The sequence below is a fragment of the Streptomyces sp. NPDC053367 genome (assembly GCF_044545925.1).
Lineage (GTDB): Bacteria > Actinomycetota > Actinomycetes > Streptomycetales > Streptomycetaceae > Streptomyces.
Genome location: NZ_JBITYN010000012.1, coordinates 88,126 through 103,877, shown reverse-complemented (window position 1 = coordinate 103,877; position 15,752 = coordinate 88,126). Strand labels below are relative to the sequence as shown.

The following is a 15,752-nucleotide window of genomic DNA, read 5'->3' as shown; positions in this document are numbered from 1 at the left end:
CGATCTGCGACACTGGTAGCACCATGCCCAAGCCCGGAGAACTCACCTTTGTCGCGCCGCGCGGAGCCAAGCAGCCGCCGCGGCATCTCGCCGATCTCTCGCCCGCCGAGCGCAAGCAGGCCGTGGCCGAGGCCGGGGAGAAGCCGTTTCGCGCCAAGCAGCTGTCGCAGCACTACTTCGCGCGGTACGCGCACGACCCGCAGGAGTGGACCGACATTCCGGCCGGGTCCCGGGAGAGGCTGCGCGAGGCGCTGTTCCCCGAGCTGATGACCGTCGTACGGCATCTGTCGACGGACGAGGGGACCACGCGCAAGACGCTGTGGCGGCTGTTCGACGGGACGCTCGTCGAGTCGGTGCTGATGCGGTACCCGGACCGGGTGACCATGTGCATCAGCTCACAGGCCGGATGCGGTATGAACTGCCCGTTCTGCGCGACCGGGCAGGCGGGTCTCGACCGGAATCTGTCGACGGCCGAGATCGTGCACCAGATCGTCGACGGCATGCGCGCGCTCAGGGACGGCGAGGTGCCCGGCGGGCCCGCGCGGCTGTCCAACATCGTCTTCATGGGCATGGGCGAGCCCCTCGCCAACTACAAGCGGGTCGTCGGCGCCATCCGTGCCCTGACCGACCCCGCGCCCGACGGGCTGGGGCTGTCGCAGCGCGGCATCACCGTCTCCACCGTCGGGCTCGTGCCCGCGATCCACCGGTTCGCCGACGAGGGCTTCAAGTGCCGGCTGGCGATCTCCCTGCACGCCCCGGACGACGAGCTGCGCGACACGCTCGTGCCGGTGAACACGCGGTGGAAGGTGCGCGAGGTCCTGGACGCCGGGTTCGAGTACACCGAGAAGTCCGGGCGCCGGCTGTCCATCGAGTACGCGCTGATCCGTGACATCAACGACCAGGCCTGGCGCGGTGACCGGCTGGGCCGGCTGCTCAAGGGCAAGCCGGTGCACGTCAACCTGATCCCGCTGAACCCGACGCCCGGCTCGAAGTGGACCGCCTCGCGGCCCGAGGACGAGAAGGCGTTCGTCGAGGCCATTGCGGCGCACGGGGTGCCCGTGACCATCCGGGACACCCGAGGTCAGGAGATCGACGGAGCCTGTGGTCAGCTCGCCGCGACCGAGCGGTAGTCTGAGAGCCGTAGTCCGAGATCCGTTCAATACATCTTCATATTCCGACAGGGGAGCGCCACAGCGCTGAGAGTGCGGCGATCGGGCCGCAGACCCTCTGAACCTCGCCCAGGTCATTCTGGGTAGGAAGTTCGGTCATCACTCGAGCTGTTGCGCCCCGCCCGGGCCCCGAAGAGGACCCGGGCGGGGCCGCGTCTCTTCCTGGACCGTCCCAGGAGGAATTCCGTGCACATCAAGACGTTCGTCGCCGCGGCCGTCGGCCTCGGCCTGGTCACGCTGTCCGCGTGCGGGTCGGACTCCGCCTCCGACACGGACACCGGTTCCGGCGGCAAGGGCTCCAGGACCGTCACCCTCGTCAGCCACAGCTCGTGGGCGGTGTCCGAGGACGTCCTCGCCGCCTTCGAGAAGCAGTCCGGCTACCAGGTCAAGGTGCTGGAGGACGGCGACGCCGGCCAGGCCGTCAACAAGGCCGTCCTCACCAAGGACAACCCCCAGGGCGACGTGTTCTTCGGCGTCGACAACACCCTGCTGTCGCGGGCCCTGGACAACGGGCTCTTCCAGCCGTACGAGGCGAAGGGCCTCGACCAGGTCGGCGCGGAGTACCAGCTCGACAAGGACGAGCACCGGGTCACGCCCGTCGACTTCGGCGACATCTGCGTCAACTACGACAAGCAGTACTTCGCCGACCACAAGCTGGCCCCGCCGGCCACGCTCGACGACCTGACCGAGCCCGCGTACAAGAACCTCCTCGTCACCGAGAACGCCTCCACCTCCTCGCCCGGTCTGGGCTTCCTGCTCGGTACGGCGGCGAAGTACGGCGACGACGGCTGGCAGGACTACTGGAAGAAGCTGAAGGCCAACGGCGTGAAGGTCGTCGACGGCTGGGAGCAGGCCTACAACGAGGAGTTCTCCGGCTCGGCCGGCGGAAAGAAGGCCAGGGCCGACCGCCCGCTGGTGGTGTCGTACGCCTCCTCCCCGCCCGCCGAGGTGATCTTCGCCGACCCGAAGCCGAAGACCGCGCCCACGGGCGTGGCGAGCGGCACCTGCTTCCGGCAGATCGAGTTCGCGGGGCTGCTGAGCAACGCGAAGAACGCCGAGGGCGGCAAGGCGCTGATCGACTTCCTGATCTCGAAGCGGTTCCAGGAGGACATGCCGCTGAACATGTTCGTCTACCCGGTGACCGAGGCCGCGAAGGTGCCCGCCGAGTTCACGCAGTACGGTCCCGCCGCGAAGAGCCCCGAGACCATGGACCCGGCGAAGATCGCCGAGCACCGCGATGAGTGGGTCACGTCGTGGACCTCGCTCGTACTGAAGTAAGGCGCGGAAGCCGTACGGGGAGCGCGGCGCGGCTGGGTCTTATGGCCCTGCCCGTCGCGTTCTTCGGGCTGTTCTTCGCCTACCCCGTCGCCGCGATCGTCGAGCGCGGGCTGCACGCCGACGGGGTGTGGCGGCTGGGCCGGCTCGGTGAGGTGCTCGCCGACCCCGGCATCCGGCACGTGCTGTGGTTCACCACCTGGCAGGCCCTCGCCTCGACCGCGCTCACCCTGCTGATCGCGCTGCCCGGCGCGTATGCGTTCGCCCGGTTCGACTTCCCCGGCAAACAGGTGCTGCGCGCGGTGGTCACCGTGCCGTTCGTGCTGCCGACCGTGGTCGTCGGCACCGCGTTCCTGGCCGTCGTAGGCCGCGGTGGTCTGCTGGACGAGCTGTGGGGCGTACGTCTGGACACCACCGTGTGGGCGATCCTGCTGGCGCACGTCTTCTTCAACTACGCGGTCGTCGTACGGACCGTCGGCGGTCTGTGGGGCCAGCTCGACCCGCGGCAGGAGGAGGCCGCGCGGATGCTCGGCGCGTCCCGCCTCACCGCCTGGCGCACGGTCACGCTGCCCGCGCTCGGGCCGGCCGTCGCGGCCGCGGCCCTGATGGTGTTCCTGTTCACCTTCACCTCCTTCGGCGTGGTGCAGATCCTCGGCGGGCCCACGTTCTCGACCCTGGAGGTCGAGATCTACCGGCAGACCACCGAGATCTTCGACCTGACCACGGCCGCCGTGCTCACCCTGGTCCAGTTCGCCGCGGTGGGCGCGATCCTCGCCGTGCACGCCCGGACCGTACGGCGGCGGGAGACGGCCCTTCGGCTGGTGGACACCTCGGTGACGTCGGCGCGGCCGCGCGGGGCGGGGCAGTGGGCGCTGCTCGCCGGTGTGCTGGTGACGGTCGCCGTGCTGCTGGTGCTGCCGCTGGCGGTGCTCGTGCAGCGGTCGCTGGACGCGCCGGACTTCGGCTACTACCGCGCGCTGACCTCGTCCGACGGCGGCGCGTTCCTCGTGCCCCCGATCGAGGCGATCGGGAACTCGCTGCGGTACGCGTGCGTGGCCACCGCGTTCGCCGTACTGATCGGCGGGCTGGCCGCCGCCGCGCTGACCCGGCGGGACGCGGGGCGGCTGGTGCGCGGGTTCGACGCGCTGCTGATGCTGCCGCTCGGGGTGTCCGCGGTGACCGTCGGTTTCGGCTTTCTGATCGCCCTGGACGAGCCGCCGCTGGATCTGCGGGCCTCCTGGGTGCTGGTGCCGCTCGCGCAGGCACTGGTCGGGGTGCCGTTCGTGGTGCGGACGATCCTGCCGGTGCTGCGGGCGGTGGACGGGCGGCTGCGGGAGGCCGCGGCCGTGCTCGGCGCGTCGCCGTGGCGCGTGTGGCGGGAGGTGGACCTGCCGATGGTGCGGCGGGCTCTGCTGGTCGCCGCCGGGTTCGCCTTCGCCGTGTCCCTCGGCGAGTTCGGGGCGACCGTGTTCATCGCACGGGCCGACCACCCGACTCTGCCGGTCGCCGTGGCCAAGCTGCTGGGGCGGCCCGGTGACCTCAATTACGGGCAGGCGATGGCCCTGTCGACGATTCTGATGCTGGTGTGCGCGGTGGCCCTGCTGGTGCTGGAGCGGCTGCGGACCGACCGGACGGGGGAGTTCTGATGCTGCTCGGACTCGAGGACGCGACCGTACGGTTCGGCGGGCGGGCCGTGCTCGACGGCGTCGACCTGGGTGTCGGCGAGCACGAGATCGTGTGTGTGCTCGGGCCGAGCGGCAGCGGCAAGTCGACCCTGCTGCGGGCCGTGGCCGGCCTGCAGCCGCTGGACGCCGGACGGGTGCTGCTCGACGGCCGCGACCAGGCGGGCGTGCCCGCGCACCGGCGGGGAGTGGGGCTGATGTTCCAGGACCACCAGCTCTTCCCGCAGCGGGACGTCGGCGGCAACGTCGCCTTCGGACTGCGGATGCACGGTGCCTCCAAGCGGCAACAGCAGGAACATGTCGGCGAATTGCTCGACCTCGTCGGTCTGCCGGGCGCCGCGCGGCGGGCCGTGGCCGCGCTGTCCGGCGGTGAGCAGCAGCGGGTGGCGCTGGCCCGGGCCCTCGCACCCAGGCCGCGGCTGCTGATGCTGGACGAGCCGCTCGGCCAGCTCGACCGGTCGCTGCGCGAACGGCTCGTGGTCGAACTGCGGGAGCTGTTCGGAAGGTTGGGCACCACCGTGCTGGCGGTCACCCATGACCAGGGCGAGGCCTTCGCGCTCGCCGACCGGGTCGTGGTCATGCGGGAGGGGCGGATCGCCCAGTCCGGTACGCCCCTTGAGGTCTGGCAGCGGCCGGTCGACGAGTTCGTCGCCCGCTTCCTGGGCTTCGACAACGTGGTGCCGGCGACCGTGACCGGAGAGGCCGCGGACACGCCCTGGGGCAAGCTGCCGGTGCCGGAGGGCTCCCCGCAGGGCGGCCACGCCGTGCTCGTACGGCCTGCCGGTGTGCGGCTGGTGCCCGCGGCGGACGGGCTGCGCTGCACGGTGACCGCCCGCACCTTCAAGGGCACCCATGTCGCGGTCCACCTCCAGCCCGAGGACGCGCCCCGGCTGGAGGCGGCCTGCGCGCTGCGGGAGGCGCCGGGGGTCGGGGACGTGGTGGGGGTGGAGTTCGAGGCGGAGGAGATCGTGGTGTTGGGGTGAGGTGGGGTGAGTGGGGCGGGGCCGGGGAGGATCCGGAGGCTCGACCAGGGGTGGGCGCCGACTCCGGTGATAATCGGACCGGCCCTGTGGAAATCTTGATGCTCAGTGATCGCACCGCTCCTACGGTGGGGGCATGACGCGACTCACCCATGACCGCTACTGCGACGACATCGCCCACCAGGTGGATTTGCTGAGGTCCGTCGTGACCTCCGGCGCCGACCTCGCCGCCACCGTACCGACCTGCCCCGACTGGTCGTTGGACGAGCTGGTGCGCCATACGGGCCGGGCCCTGCGCTGGGCGGAGCTGTTGGTGCGCACCCGTGCCCAGGAGGAGATCCCGGACGAAGAGGTGCCGGACCGGCACGGGCCGGAGAAGGTGGGCGACCCGGCCGCGCTGGACGCCTGGCTCGCGGACGCCGGCCGGCTGCTGGTCGCCACCTTGCGCGAGGCCGGTCCCGACGCGCCGGCCTGGAGCTGGGCTGGCGAGAACACCGCCGCGTTCTGGGCCCGCCGGATGACCCACGAGATCACCGTGCACCGTGCCGACGCCGCGCTCGCCGCCGGGCTCCCTTACGAGGTCGCGCCGGACATCGCCGCCGACGCGATCGACGAATGGCTGGAGATCGTCACGTTCGTGCAGCGGGTGATGCCGCACACCGGCGCCGGTGAGCTGCGGGGTACCGGGCAGAGCCTGCATCTGCACGCCACGGACCCCGGGCCCGAGCTGAACGCCGAGTGGCTCGTCGAGCTCACCGACGAGGGAGTCGTGTGGCGGCGTGGACACGCGAAGGCGACGGTCGCGCTGCGCGGGCCGCTCACCTCGGTGCTGCTCGCCTTCTACCGCCGAATACCGCTGGACTCGGCGGACTTGGAGGTGCTCGGCGAGCGCGAGCTGCTGGAGTTCTGGCTGGAGCGGGCCACCTTCGACTGAGCCGGGGCGGCCCGCCCCAGCCGGCGTCAGCGGCTGCTGTTCGAGCCGCGTCGGCGCAGGCCGAAGAAGACCGCGCCACCGCCCACCACGACCAGGGCGGCCGCGACACCGGCGATCAGACCGGTGTTGGAGTTCGCGCCGGTCTCGGCGAGGTTGGAGTCACCGGCCGCAGGCGAGGGGGCGTTGCCCGGGGCGGTCTCCGTCGGCGGGGCGCTCTCGCTCTGCGGTGCCGAGGGGGTCGGCGTGGCCGACTCGGAGGGGGCCGGGGCGCTCTCCGAGGGGGTTTCCGACGGCGTCGGGGTCGACGGGGTCGACGGGGGCTTCGGGGTCTCGTCCTTCTTGCAGGGGGTGGACGGCGTGACCAGGTTCGGCTCGATGTCCTCGTCGACATAGCCCGGCGCCAGGACGTGGATGCGGTACTCCGCGTTCGGCTTCCAGTCCTCGGCGAAGGTGATCGTGGTGCCCTCGCGGGAGCCCTTCACCTGCTGGGTGCCGACGAGGCGTTCGTCGGCGCCCTTGTTCTCCAGGTAGACCGAGATCGTGGCGAGGACCCCGGACGGGTCCTTGTCGGTCACGGTGATGACGCCCTTGCTGCCGTCGCACGCGGCGGCGGCGGAGAACTCGCTGATGTCGCAGGCCAGAGCGTTGCCCGCGACTCCGAGAGCGAGCGCGGCGGAGGCGGCGGCGACACCGAGGGCACGCACGGAACGGCGTGCGTTACGGGGGGTTATGGACACGTTTGTCCTTAAGTGAGGTGCAATTGAGGGGGGTTGAGGCTCACTGGTTTATAAGCGGCCCATAAGAACTGTCAATGCACCTGAGGCCCACGGGAGTTGGCTTTGCCTGCTTATTAATCGCCGACAGGTTTCAACGCGGGATGTTGTGCGAGATTTCAGCCACCCAGTCGCCTCAGCGCCTCCGGTGCCTCCTCGATCCGGTCGATCAGCGCGATCCGCGAGTCCATCGACCGCTCCCGGGCCAGGGACCGCAGCAGTGGCCAGGCCGGCAGCTTCTCCGTCCAGTGCGCCCGGTCCACCAGCACCATGGGGGTGGGCTCGCCGCGCGACTCGTAGTAGTTCGGGGTCGCGTTGTCGAAGATCTCCTGGACGGTGCCGGCGGCGCCGGGCAGGAACACCACGCCCGCGTTGCAGCGGGCCAGCAGACCGTCCTCGCGGGTGGCGTTGGCGAAGTACTTGGCGATGTGCGCGGCGAAGGGGTTGGGCGGCTCATGACCGTAGAACCAGGTGGGGATGCCCACCGAGCCGCCGCCCTTCGGCCAGCGGGCGCGCACCTCGAAGGCGGCCGTCGCCCACTCGGTGACCGACGGGGTGAACAGGGGCGCCTTGGCGAGGATGTCGAGGGACTCGGTGAGCATCTCGTCGTCGTACGGGGCGGCGTACGCGCCCAGGTTCGCCGCCTCCATCGCGCCCGGGCCGCCGCCGGTGGCGACCGTGAAGCCGGCCCGTGCCAGCTCGCGGCCGAGTCGTGCGGCACCGGCGTAGTTCCGGGTGCCGCGGCCCATCGCGTGGCCGCCCATGACGCCCACCACCCGGTCTCCGGACAGGAGTTCGTCGAGGGCGTCCGAGACGGAGTCGTCGTGGACGGCGCGCAGCACGGAGGCGAATATGTCGCCGTCGGCCTTCGTGCGCTGGAACCAGGCGTAGGCGCGGGCGTCGGGCGTGGCCTCGTAGCCGCCCTCGGCGAGGGAGGCGAAGAGTTCGTCGGGCGAGTAGACCATGCCCCGGTACGGGTCGAACGGCAGGTCGGGGACCGGCGGGAAGACCAGCGCGCCGTCCGCGAGGACCTTCGTGGCCGCGTCCTCGCGCATGGGGCAGCCGAGGAAGACGGCCCCCGAGGTGTCGGTGGTGAGGAGTTCGCGGGTGCGGTCCGTCAGGTCGACGGCCTGGACGCGGAATCCGCCGAGTGTGCCGCGCGCGGAGACGGTCGCGTCGAACTCCTCGAGCGTCTCGATCTCGCGGTCGTCGTGGTGGGCCGCATGGGCGGGCATCGTCTGCACGCGCCCATGCTAGGCACCGTGTTCGACATCGCGGGCCTCAGCCCTGGGCGGAGCCCTCCTGCGCGGAGGTCTCGCCCTCCACCGCCGCCGGGTCCATCCACATGATCTCCCAGGTGTGACCGTCGAGGTCGTCGAAGGCGCGGCCGTACATGAAGCCCATGTCCTGGGTCTTGCCGGTCGCGGTGCCGCCGAGGGAGATCGCCTTGTCGACCAGCTCGTCGACCTTCTCGCGGCTCTCCGCGCTCAGACACACCAGCACCTCGCTGGTCTTGGTCGCGTCCGCGATCTCCTTGTCGGTGAAGGTCGCGTAGAACGGCTTGGTGAGCAGCATCGCCACGATGGTGTCGCTGATCACGACCGAGGCGGCGTTCTCGTCGCTGAACTGGGGGTTGATCGTGTAGCCGAGGCCGGTGAAGAACCGCTTGGCGGCGTCCAGGTCGTTCACGGGCAGGTTCACGAAGATCATCTGCGGGTACATGCGGGCCTCTCCCATCGGGCTTGTGCGACGGTGTCGCGCTGTTCGTGGGGGTAGACCGGCAGGCGGCGGGGAACTCATCGCTCCCCGTCGATCTTTTCGAACGGACTTCCCCGCCCGGGCCTTCAAGCGTTCGGGGCCGCGGGCTCAGCGCGTCAGCGGCCGGGCCGCGAGTTCCGCGACGATCAGGGTGAGCGGGCCGAACAGGGCCAGCAGGGCGGTCGCGCGCAGGGCCGCGGCCGCGCGCAGGGTCGTCGAGGGGGCACCGAGACGGACCAGGGCGGCCGTGGTGTCGGCGCGGGCGTGCTTGGCCTCCACGGCCGCGGTGAGCAGGGTCGCCAGGGTGCAGCCGGCCACGAGCAGGGAGCCGAGGGCGGTGAGCGGGCCGATGGTGGCGCCGTCGGGTTCGTACAGCGTGCCCATCGCGTACGCGGCGGAGGTCACCGCGCAGACGACACCCAGGGGGCGGCCGATCCGGGTGCTCTCCTCCATGAGGACACGTCCCGCCAGCAGACGCAGGGCGCCGGGGCGGACCGCCTGCAGCAGCCGGCCGCACAGATGGGTCAGCCCCGGACCCGCGAGTGCGAGTCCCACGGCGGTGAGGGACCAGCCGATCAGGACGCCCAGGGAGTTGCCCGTCAGGCCGCCGGGCAGGGCCAGGCCGGGCGTGGCGGTCGCGCGGGTGGCGTAGGCCTCCACCGCGAGGCCCGCGGCGAGGGTGGCGATGCCCCAGGGGAGCGCGGCGGGGGAGTCGGGTGCCGCGAGGGCGGGGGCGGGGAGGCCGGCCTGACCGGTGGTGTGTGCGGGAGTGGCCGTGGGCGCAGGGTGGGTGTCCCCCTTCCGTGCCTGTGGAGTGCCGCCCTTCTGCGGCTCGGGGGCCTCCGCGGTGGCACGCCCGGCCGTGAGCGGAGCGGGTTCGCCGACGGGTGCTCCGGGCTGGTCCGCGGGGTCCGCTCCCCGGCCCGCCGGACGGTTCACCCCGCCCAGTCTGGCGCCGAACCTGCCGTACGACCCGAACGTCTCCCTGGCCGCGCCGCCCTTCCCGTAGGCGCCGAAGCGGCCGAAGAAGCGCGGCGCGTCCGGGCGGCGCGGCTCGCGGGGGCGCAGCACCAGCGCCACCGACAGCGAGGCGGTCAGCGGGACCAGGGACAGCAGGGTCAGGGCCGCCGGGAGCGGCAGGGGCCGGTCGGCGGCCAGGGCGCCGGCCGCTTCGCCGTCGAAGGGGAGCCCGGTGAGGTCGCCGCGGAGGTGGAGGAAGACGAGGAGGGCCAGCAGGGAGCCGAGCAGGGTCGACAGGGCCGTCGTCGTCGCGGAGACGGCCATCTGGCGAGCCGGGCCCAGGCCGATGGCGGAGAGGCCCTGGAGGGGTCTCGTGCCGGGGTCGGTGCGGGCGACCGCCACCGCGAAGTAGGCCGTCGCGGCCAGCGGGGCCATGCACCAGGCGAGCCGGAGGAGGGAGGAGCCCGTCGCGTCGGGATGGGCGAGGCCGTGGCCGAGGGCGCACAGCAGGAGGAACCCCGTGCCCGCCGAGGCCGCGGCCACCAGCAGGCGGCGCAGCTGGACGGCCGGACGGGCGCCGCGGGTCAGACGGAGAGCGAGCACGCGGCCCGGCCTTCCGACTCGGCCATGGGAGGCAGCTGCACGGTGTTCACCCGGCGGCCGTCGAGCAGCGACACCGTGCGGTCCGCGAGGGCGGCCGTGTCCGCGTCGTGCGTGGCCAGCACGACCGTGATGCCGTGGGAGCGGGCGGCCGTCGTCAGCGTGCGCAGCACATGCGCGCGCTCGGCGCGGTGCAGCGGGGCCGTCGGCTCGTCGGCGAAGAGGACCGAGGGCGCCGGGGCGAGGGCGCGGGCGATGCAGACGCGCTGGCGTTCGGCGTGGGTCAGTTCGTGCGGGCGTCTGCGGGCGCGCTCGCCGACGTCGAGGCGTTCCAGCCATTCCAGCGCGGCCGTCCTGGCGCGGCGGCGGCTCGTGCCGCGCAGCATCAGCGGCAGGGCGGCGTTCTCCCACACCTTCAGCTCGGGGACCAGCACCGGCGCCGGGTCGATCCAGCAGAAGCGGTCGCGGCGCAGCCGCTCGCGAGCCAGGGGCCCCATGGTGTGCACGGGGACGCTGTTGAACCAGACCTCGCCGCGGCGGGCGGGAACCAGGCCGGACAGACAGGCCAGCAGGGCGGTCTTGCCGCTGCCGCGCGGGCCGCCGACGGCCAGGATCTCTCCCTCGCGCACGCCGAGGGAGACGCCGCTCAGTGCGGGCGAGCCGTCGCTGTGCTGGTAGTGCAGGGACCGTGCCCAGAGCACGTCGTTGTCCGGCGGGGCCTCCATGGCGTACACCTCAGATCCGTAGTTCCCGTTGCCTCATCCCCCGTCCGGGGGAACGAAGGCTGGGCCGATCGGTTACCGGAAACGCTAGGGATCGGGATCCGTGACGCCGGACAGCACGCGGCCCGGGGTGCACCCTTCTCACTCGATCGGGTGCACCCCGGGCCGAAACGCGGTCCGACCGCCGGAGGCTAGAGCTTCGTCCAGGCCTCGGTCAGGGTCGCGCGCAGGATCTGCTCGATCTCGTCGAAGGTCTCCTGGTTGGAGATCAGCGGCGGGGCGAGCTGGACGACCGGGTCGCCACGGTCGTCGGCGCGGCAGTACAGGCCGTTGTCGAAGAGGGCCTTGGAGAGGAAGCCGTAGAGCACGCGCTCCGTCTCCTCGTCGTTGAAGGACTCCTTCGTCGCCTTGTCCTTCACCAGCTCGATGCCGTAGAAGAAGCCGTTGCCGCGGACGTCGCCGACGATCGGCAGGTCGTGCAGCTTCTGCAGCGTCTTCAGGAAGGCGCCCTCGTTGTCGAGGACGTGCTGGTTCAGGCCCTCCTTCTCGAACAGGTCGAGGTTGGCGAGGCCGACCGCGGCGGAGACCGGGTGGCCGCCGAAGGTGTAGCCGTGCAGGAAGGTGTTGTCGCCCTTGTAGAACGGCTCGGCCAGGCGGTCGGAGACGATGCACGCGCCGATCGGGGAGTAGCCCGAGGTCATGCCCTTGGCGCAGGTGATCATGTCCGGCACGTAGCCGAACTTGTCGCACGCGAAGGTCGTGCCGAGGCGGCCGAAGGCGCAGATGACCTCGTCGGAGACGAGCAGCACGTCGTACTGGTCGCAGATCTCGCGGACGCGCTGGAAGTAGCCGGGCGGCGGCGGGAAGCAGCCGCCGGCGTTCTGCACCGGCTCCAGGAAGACCGCGGCGACGGTCTCGGGGCCCTCGAAGAGGATCTGCTGCTCGATCTGGTCGGCGGCCCAGCGGCCGAAGGCCTCGGGGTCGTCGCCGTGGATCGGGGCGCGGTAGATGTTGGTGTTCGGCACCTTGTGCGCGCCCGGCACCAGCGGCTCGAAGGGGGCCTTCAGAGCGGGCAGGCCGGTGATGGACAGGGCGCCCTGCGGGGTGCCGTGGTAGGCGACCGCGCGGGAGATGACCTTGTACTTGGTCGGCTTGCCCTGGAGCTTGAAGTACTGCTTGGCGAGCTTCCAGGCGGTCTCGACGGCCTCGCCGCCACCGGTGGTGAAGAAGACCTTGTTGAGGTCGCCGGGGGCCTCGTGCGCGAGGCGCTCGGCCAGTTCGACGGCCTTGGGGTGGGCGTAGGACCACACCGGGAAGAAGGCCAGCTCGCTCGCCTGCTTGGCGGCGACCTCGGCGAGCTCGGTGCGGCCGTGGCCGGCCTGGACGACGAAGAGGCCGGCGAGACCGTCGAGGTAGCGCTTGCCCTTGTCGTCGTAGATGTAGGTGCCCTCACCGCGGACGATGGTCGGGACGGGGGAGTTCTCGTACGACGACATGCGGGTGAAGTGCATCCACAGGTGGTCGTACGCGCTTCGGCTGAGGTCCTTGGTGCTCACGGTTATCGGGTCCTCACGGTTATCGGGTTCCCCACATGTAGGTCTGCTTCTTGAGCTTCAGGTAGACGAAGCTCTCGGTGGAGCGCACGCCGGACAGGGCCCGGATGCGTTTGTTGATGACGTCCAGCAGGTGGTCGTCGTCCTCGCAGACGATCTCCGCGAGGATGTCGAACGAGCCCGCGGTCATCACCACGTACTCGACTTCCGACATGGCCGTCAGCGCGTCCGCGATGGACTCCACGTCACCTTCGACGTTGATGCCGACCATCGCCTGCCGGCGGAAGCCCACGGTGAGCGGGTCCGTGACGGCGACGATCTGCATGACGCCCTGGTCGAGCAGCTTCTGGACGCGCTGGCGCACGGCCGCCTCGGAGAGCCCTACGGCCTTGCCGATGGCGGCGTACGGCCGGCGGCCGTCCTCCTGGAGCTGTTCGATGATGGCGAGGGAGACGGCATCCAGCTGGGGATTGCCGCCGTTCCTGGACTCGCGGGAGTCCTTCTGGTCTGCGCTTCGACTGGCCACGACCTCACTCTGCACGAGGACTCGACAGTTTTGCAAGGCCGGATCGATGAAATTCGTTGTTCACGCGATGGAGACTTGCGGATTTCGCAGATTCGCGCGGCTGGGGGGTGTTGAAACCGTGGGGCGAGCGACTAGGGTGGGCATCTCAAGGAATGGACATCCGACAGGAGGGCCGGCAGTGACCACCGAGCTGCGTCGTCTGCGCAACTACATCGACGGGGAGTTCCGGGACGCCGCCGACGGACGGACCACGGACGTCGTCAACCCCGCCACCGGCGAGGCATACGCCACCGCGCCGCTGTCCGGGCAGGCCGACGTCGACGCCGCCATGGCGGCCGCGGAGGCAGCGTTCCCGGCATGGCGGGACACCACCCCGGCAGAGCGGCAGAAGGCCCTTCTGAAGATCGCGGACGCGTTCGAGGAGCGCGCCGAGGACCTGATCGCCGCCGAGGTCGAGAACACGGGCAAGCCGGTCGGCCTGACCCGTTCGGAGGAGATCCCTCCGATGGTCGACCAGATCCGCTTCTTCGCGGGCGCCGCCCGCATGCTGGAGGGCCGGAGCGCCGGCGAGTACATGGACGGGATGACCTCGATCATCCGCCGTGAGCCGGTCGGCGTCTGCGCGCAGGTCGCGCCGTGGAACTACCCGATGATGATGGCCGTGTGGAAGTTCGCCCCGGCCATCGCCGCGGGCAACACCGTCGTGCTGAAGCCGTCGGACACCACCCCGGCGTCCACCGTGCTGATCGCCGACATCATCGGCTCGATCCTGCCCAAGGGCGTCTTCAACGTCATCTGCGGCGACCGCGAGACCGGCCGCATGATGGTCGAGCACTCCACCCCTGCGATGGCCTCCATCACCGGCTCCGTACGCGCCGGCATGTCCGTCGCCGAGTCGGCGTCCAAGGACCTCAAGCGCGTCCACCTGGAGCTGGGCGGCAAGGCCCCGGTCGTCGTCTTCGAGGACACCGACATCGCCAAGGCCGTCGAGGACATCTCCGTCGCGGGCTTCTTCAACGCCGGCCAGGACTGTACGGCCGCCACCCGCGTCCTCGTCCAGGAGGCGATCCACGACGAGTTCGTGGCCGCCCTCGCCAAGGCCGCCGCAGAGACCAGGACCGGCCAGCCGGACGACGAGGACGTGCTGTTCGGCCCGCTGAACAACCCCAACCAGCTCAAGCAGGTCGCGGGCTTCATCGAGCGCCTCCCCGCCCACGCCAAGGTCGAGGCGGGCGGCCACCAGGTCGGCGACAAGGGCTACTTCTACGCCCCGACCGTCGTCTCGGGCCTCAAGCAGGACGACGAGATCGTCCAGAACGAGGTCTTCGGCCCGGTCATCACCGTCCAGTCCTTCTCGGACGAGGACCAGGCCGTCCAGTGGGCCAACGGCGTCGACTACGCCCTCGCCTCGTCCGTGTGGACCAAGGACCACGGCCGGGCCATGCGCATGTCCAAGAAGCTCGACTTCGGCTGTGTGTGGATCAACACCCACATCCCGCTGGTCGCCGAGATGCCGCACGGCGGCTTCAAGAAGTCCGGCTACGGCAAGGACCTGTCGGGCTACGGCTTCGAGGACTACACGCGCATCAAGCACGTGATGACGTCGCTGGACGCGTAAGCGCCCGCACGGCAGCGCGGCCCCGGACGGAGGACGGACCGTCCGGGGCCGCGCTTTCGCGTTCTCAGTGACCGTGCCCCGACCCGCTGTGCCCCTCCCCGGAGGCAGCGGGCTTCTCCGGTACGGCGGTGGCGTCCCCGGCGTGCACCGTGAAGGCCGCCGTACGGACCTTGCCGTCGGCCTTGAAGTCCAGGAACAGGCGGTAGTCCCCGGTGCTGGGCGCGGCCGCCGTGAAGGCGACCTCCGGACCGGAGGTGGCGCTGCCGTGGGCCTCCTCGTGCGGGTGGACGTGCAGATAGGCCAGGTCGCCGGAGCGCAGGGCGACGAGGTGGCCGTAGGCCCCGAGGTAGGGCTGGAGCCGGGCGGGCCGGCCGTCGCGGGTGACCTCGAAGGTGAGGTCGCTGTCCGCGCCGGGGGCGAGCGAGCCGGTCAGCCGGACGGTGTAGCCGTCCACCCGGGCGGTCGCCCCGGTGCGGGGGAGGGCCTCGGGTGCGTACGGCCCGCTGACCGCGAGGTCGGCGCCGAGCGTCAGGTTCTCCCCGCCCGCGGCCGGGGTGAAGTCGGCGAAGACCCGGTAGGTACCGGCGGCGGGCAGTTCGGCGGTGGTGCTCCAGGTGCCGTCAGCGGCGCGCGCCGGGTGCAGGTGGCGGAAGGTCGTCAGGTCCCGCGAGGCCACGATCAGGTGCAGCTCCTTCTCGTGCTCGCGCCGGTACTCGGTCACCGGGCGGCCGTCCTCGCCGCGCACGGCGAAGCGCAGCGCGGTCTTCTCGCCGGCCGGCACCCGGGTGGTCTGCAGGTCGAGGGTGTAGCCGCCCTCGGAGATCTGGAGGCCGCCGGGCGTCCCCGCCCCGCTCTTCTGCCGCGCACCGGGGGTGTGCTGGGCGTGGGCGGCCGTCTCCTTGTGGCCGTGGCTGCCGCTGCCACCGCCACCGCCGTCGTCGGAGGAGACCGGGCCGACGGCGTTCCCGACTCCGTAGGCGGTGCCGAAGGTGGCGGCCAGGGCGGCGGCGAATGCGCCGATCTTCACTACGGGCTTCATCTCGGGCTCCTGAGAACGGGCTGGATGTACTGCCGCGCGGGGCGACGTTGTCAATGTCGCATACCCCCTGGGGGTATCGCAAGGCGGTTGCGTGAAATACCTGTAGGGGGTATACCTGAGGGAGTCAGATACCCCCTGGGGGTATAAGTCGCGGTGTTGAATC

The 15,752-nt window shown here is 71.3% G+C and carries 14 protein-coding genes and 1 riboswitch; of the genes, 6 read left to right on the top strand and 8 right to left on the bottom strand.

Annotated elements, in window-relative coordinates; translation table 11 throughout:
- Positions 1 to 23: 23 nt before the first annotated feature.
- From rlmN to ACIGXJ_RS30585, 5 genes are all read left to right on the top strand, one after another.
- Complete coding sequence (rlmN, locus tag ACIGXJ_RS30605) at positions 24 to 1,130, top strand: 23S rRNA (adenine(2503)-C(2))-methyltransferase RlmN (RefSeq protein WP_399652176.1); 1,107 nt, start codon at positions 24 to 26, stop codon at positions 1,128 to 1,130.
- 39 nt (positions 1,131 to 1,169) lie between these two features.
- Positions 1,170 to 1,277: riboswitch (TPP riboswitch) on the top strand.
- 78 nt (positions 1,278 to 1,355) lie between these two features.
- Entirely contained in the window at positions 1,356 to 2,447 is a 1,092-nt protein-coding gene (locus tag ACIGXJ_RS30600) for a thiamine ABC transporter substrate binding subunit (RefSeq protein WP_399652173.1), read from the top strand.
- Positions 2,423 to 4,090: an ABC transporter permease gene (locus ACIGXJ_RS30595; protein WP_399652170.1), complete on the top strand. Its 1,668-nt coding sequence runs from the start codon at positions 2,423 to 2,425 to the stop codon at positions 4,088 to 4,090. The genes ACIGXJ_RS30600 and ACIGXJ_RS30595 overlap by 25 nt, the downstream gene beginning before the upstream one ends.
- Positions 4,090 to 5,109, top strand: a complete 1,020-nt coding sequence (locus ACIGXJ_RS30590) for an ABC transporter ATP-binding protein (RefSeq protein ID WP_399652168.1) — start codon at positions 4,090 to 4,092, stop codon at positions 5,107 to 5,109. Before ACIGXJ_RS30595 ends, ACIGXJ_RS30590 begins: the two co-directional genes overlap by 1 nt.
- A gap of 133 nt (positions 5,110 to 5,242) precedes the next feature.
- On the top strand, positions 5,243 to 6,040 hold the full coding sequence (locus ACIGXJ_RS30585) for a maleylpyruvate isomerase family mycothiol-dependent enzyme (protein ID WP_399652166.1): 798 nt from the start codon (positions 5,243 to 5,245) through the stop codon (positions 6,038 to 6,040).
- Between the two features lie 26 nt (positions 6,041 to 6,066).
- Here ACIGXJ_RS30585 and ACIGXJ_RS30580 read toward each other — a convergent pair whose 3' ends face one another.
- The 7 genes from ACIGXJ_RS30580 to ACIGXJ_RS30550 form a co-directional block, all read right to left on the bottom strand.
- Complete coding sequence (locus ACIGXJ_RS30580) at positions 6,067 to 6,777, bottom strand: LAETG motif-containing sortase-dependent surface protein (RefSeq protein WP_399652164.1); 711 nt, start codon at positions 6,775 to 6,777, stop codon at positions 6,067 to 6,069.
- Positions 6,778 to 6,932: 155 nt separating this feature from the next.
- A complete protein-coding gene (locus ACIGXJ_RS30575) occupies positions 6,933 to 8,057 on the bottom strand; it encodes an LOG family protein (protein ID WP_399652162.1) in 1,125 nt (374 codons plus the stop codon).
- A gap of 37 nt (positions 8,058 to 8,094) precedes the next feature.
- Complete coding sequence (locus tag ACIGXJ_RS30570) at positions 8,095 to 8,535, bottom strand: VOC family protein (RefSeq protein ID WP_399652159.1); 441 nt, start codon at positions 8,533 to 8,535, stop codon at positions 8,095 to 8,097.
- Positions 8,536 to 8,679: 144 nt separating this feature from the next.
- On the bottom strand, positions 8,680 to 10,134 hold the full coding sequence (locus ACIGXJ_RS30565; RefSeq protein ID WP_399652156.1) for a hypothetical protein: 1,455 nt from the start codon (positions 10,132 to 10,134) through the stop codon (positions 8,680 to 8,682).
- On the bottom strand, positions 10,116 to 10,856 hold the full coding sequence (locus ACIGXJ_RS30560) for an ABC transporter ATP-binding protein (protein WP_399652153.1): 741 nt from the start codon (positions 10,854 to 10,856) through the stop codon (positions 10,116 to 10,118). The genes ACIGXJ_RS30565 and ACIGXJ_RS30560 overlap by 19 nt, the downstream gene beginning before the upstream one ends.
- Positions 10,857 to 11,044: 188 nt before the next feature.
- Entirely contained in the window at positions 11,045 to 12,409 is a 1,365-nt protein-coding gene (locus ACIGXJ_RS30555) for an aspartate aminotransferase family protein (RefSeq protein ID WP_399652151.1), read from the bottom strand.
- Positions 12,410 to 12,428: 19 nt separating this feature from the next.
- The gene (locus ACIGXJ_RS30550; RefSeq protein ID WP_399652148.1) at positions 12,429 to 12,947 is read right to left on the bottom strand and encodes an Lrp/AsnC family transcriptional regulator; all 519 of its coding nucleotides are present in this window, start codon (positions 12,945 to 12,947) and stop codon (positions 12,429 to 12,431) included.
- Between the two features lie 163 nt (positions 12,948 to 13,110).
- Here ACIGXJ_RS30550 and ACIGXJ_RS30545 point away from each other — a divergent pair, with 163 nt between their 5' ends.
- A complete protein-coding gene (locus tag ACIGXJ_RS30545; RefSeq protein ID WP_399652146.1) occupies positions 13,111 to 14,550 on the top strand; it encodes a gamma-aminobutyraldehyde dehydrogenase in 1,440 nt (479 codons plus the stop codon).
- Positions 14,551 to 14,614: 64 nt separating this feature from the next.
- Here the strand turns inward: ACIGXJ_RS30545 and ACIGXJ_RS30540 are convergent, their stop codons facing one another.
- A complete protein-coding gene (locus tag ACIGXJ_RS30540) occupies positions 14,615 to 15,589 on the bottom strand; it encodes a hypothetical protein (RefSeq protein WP_399652143.1) in 975 nt (324 codons plus the stop codon).
- Positions 15,590 to 15,752: the final 163 nt, after the last annotated feature.

Bases quoted from the DNA above. Each gene is read 5' to 3' on its own strand.
- rlmN (WP_399652176.1), top strand. From the start codon at position 24: ATGCCCAAGCCCGGAGAACTCACCTTTGTCGCGCCGCGCGGAGCCAAG.
- ACIGXJ_RS30590 (WP_399652168.1), top strand. From the start codon at position 4,090: ATGCTGCTCGGACTCGAGGACGCGACCGTACGGTTCGGCGGGCGGGCC.
- ACIGXJ_RS30585 (WP_399652166.1), top strand. From the start codon at position 5,243: ATGACGCGACTCACCCATGACCGCTACTGCGACGACATCGCCCACCAG.
- ACIGXJ_RS30570 (WP_399652159.1), bottom strand. From the start codon at position 8,535: ATGTACCCGCAGATGATCTTCGTGAACCTGCCCGTGAACGACCTGGAC.
- ACIGXJ_RS30560 (WP_399652153.1), bottom strand. From the start codon at position 10,856: ATGGAGGCCCCGCCGGACAACGACGTGCTCTGGGCACGGTCCCTGCAC.
- ACIGXJ_RS30540 (WP_399652143.1), bottom strand. From the start codon at position 15,589: ATGAAGCCCGTAGTGAAGATCGGCGCATTCGCCGCCGCCCTGGCCGCC.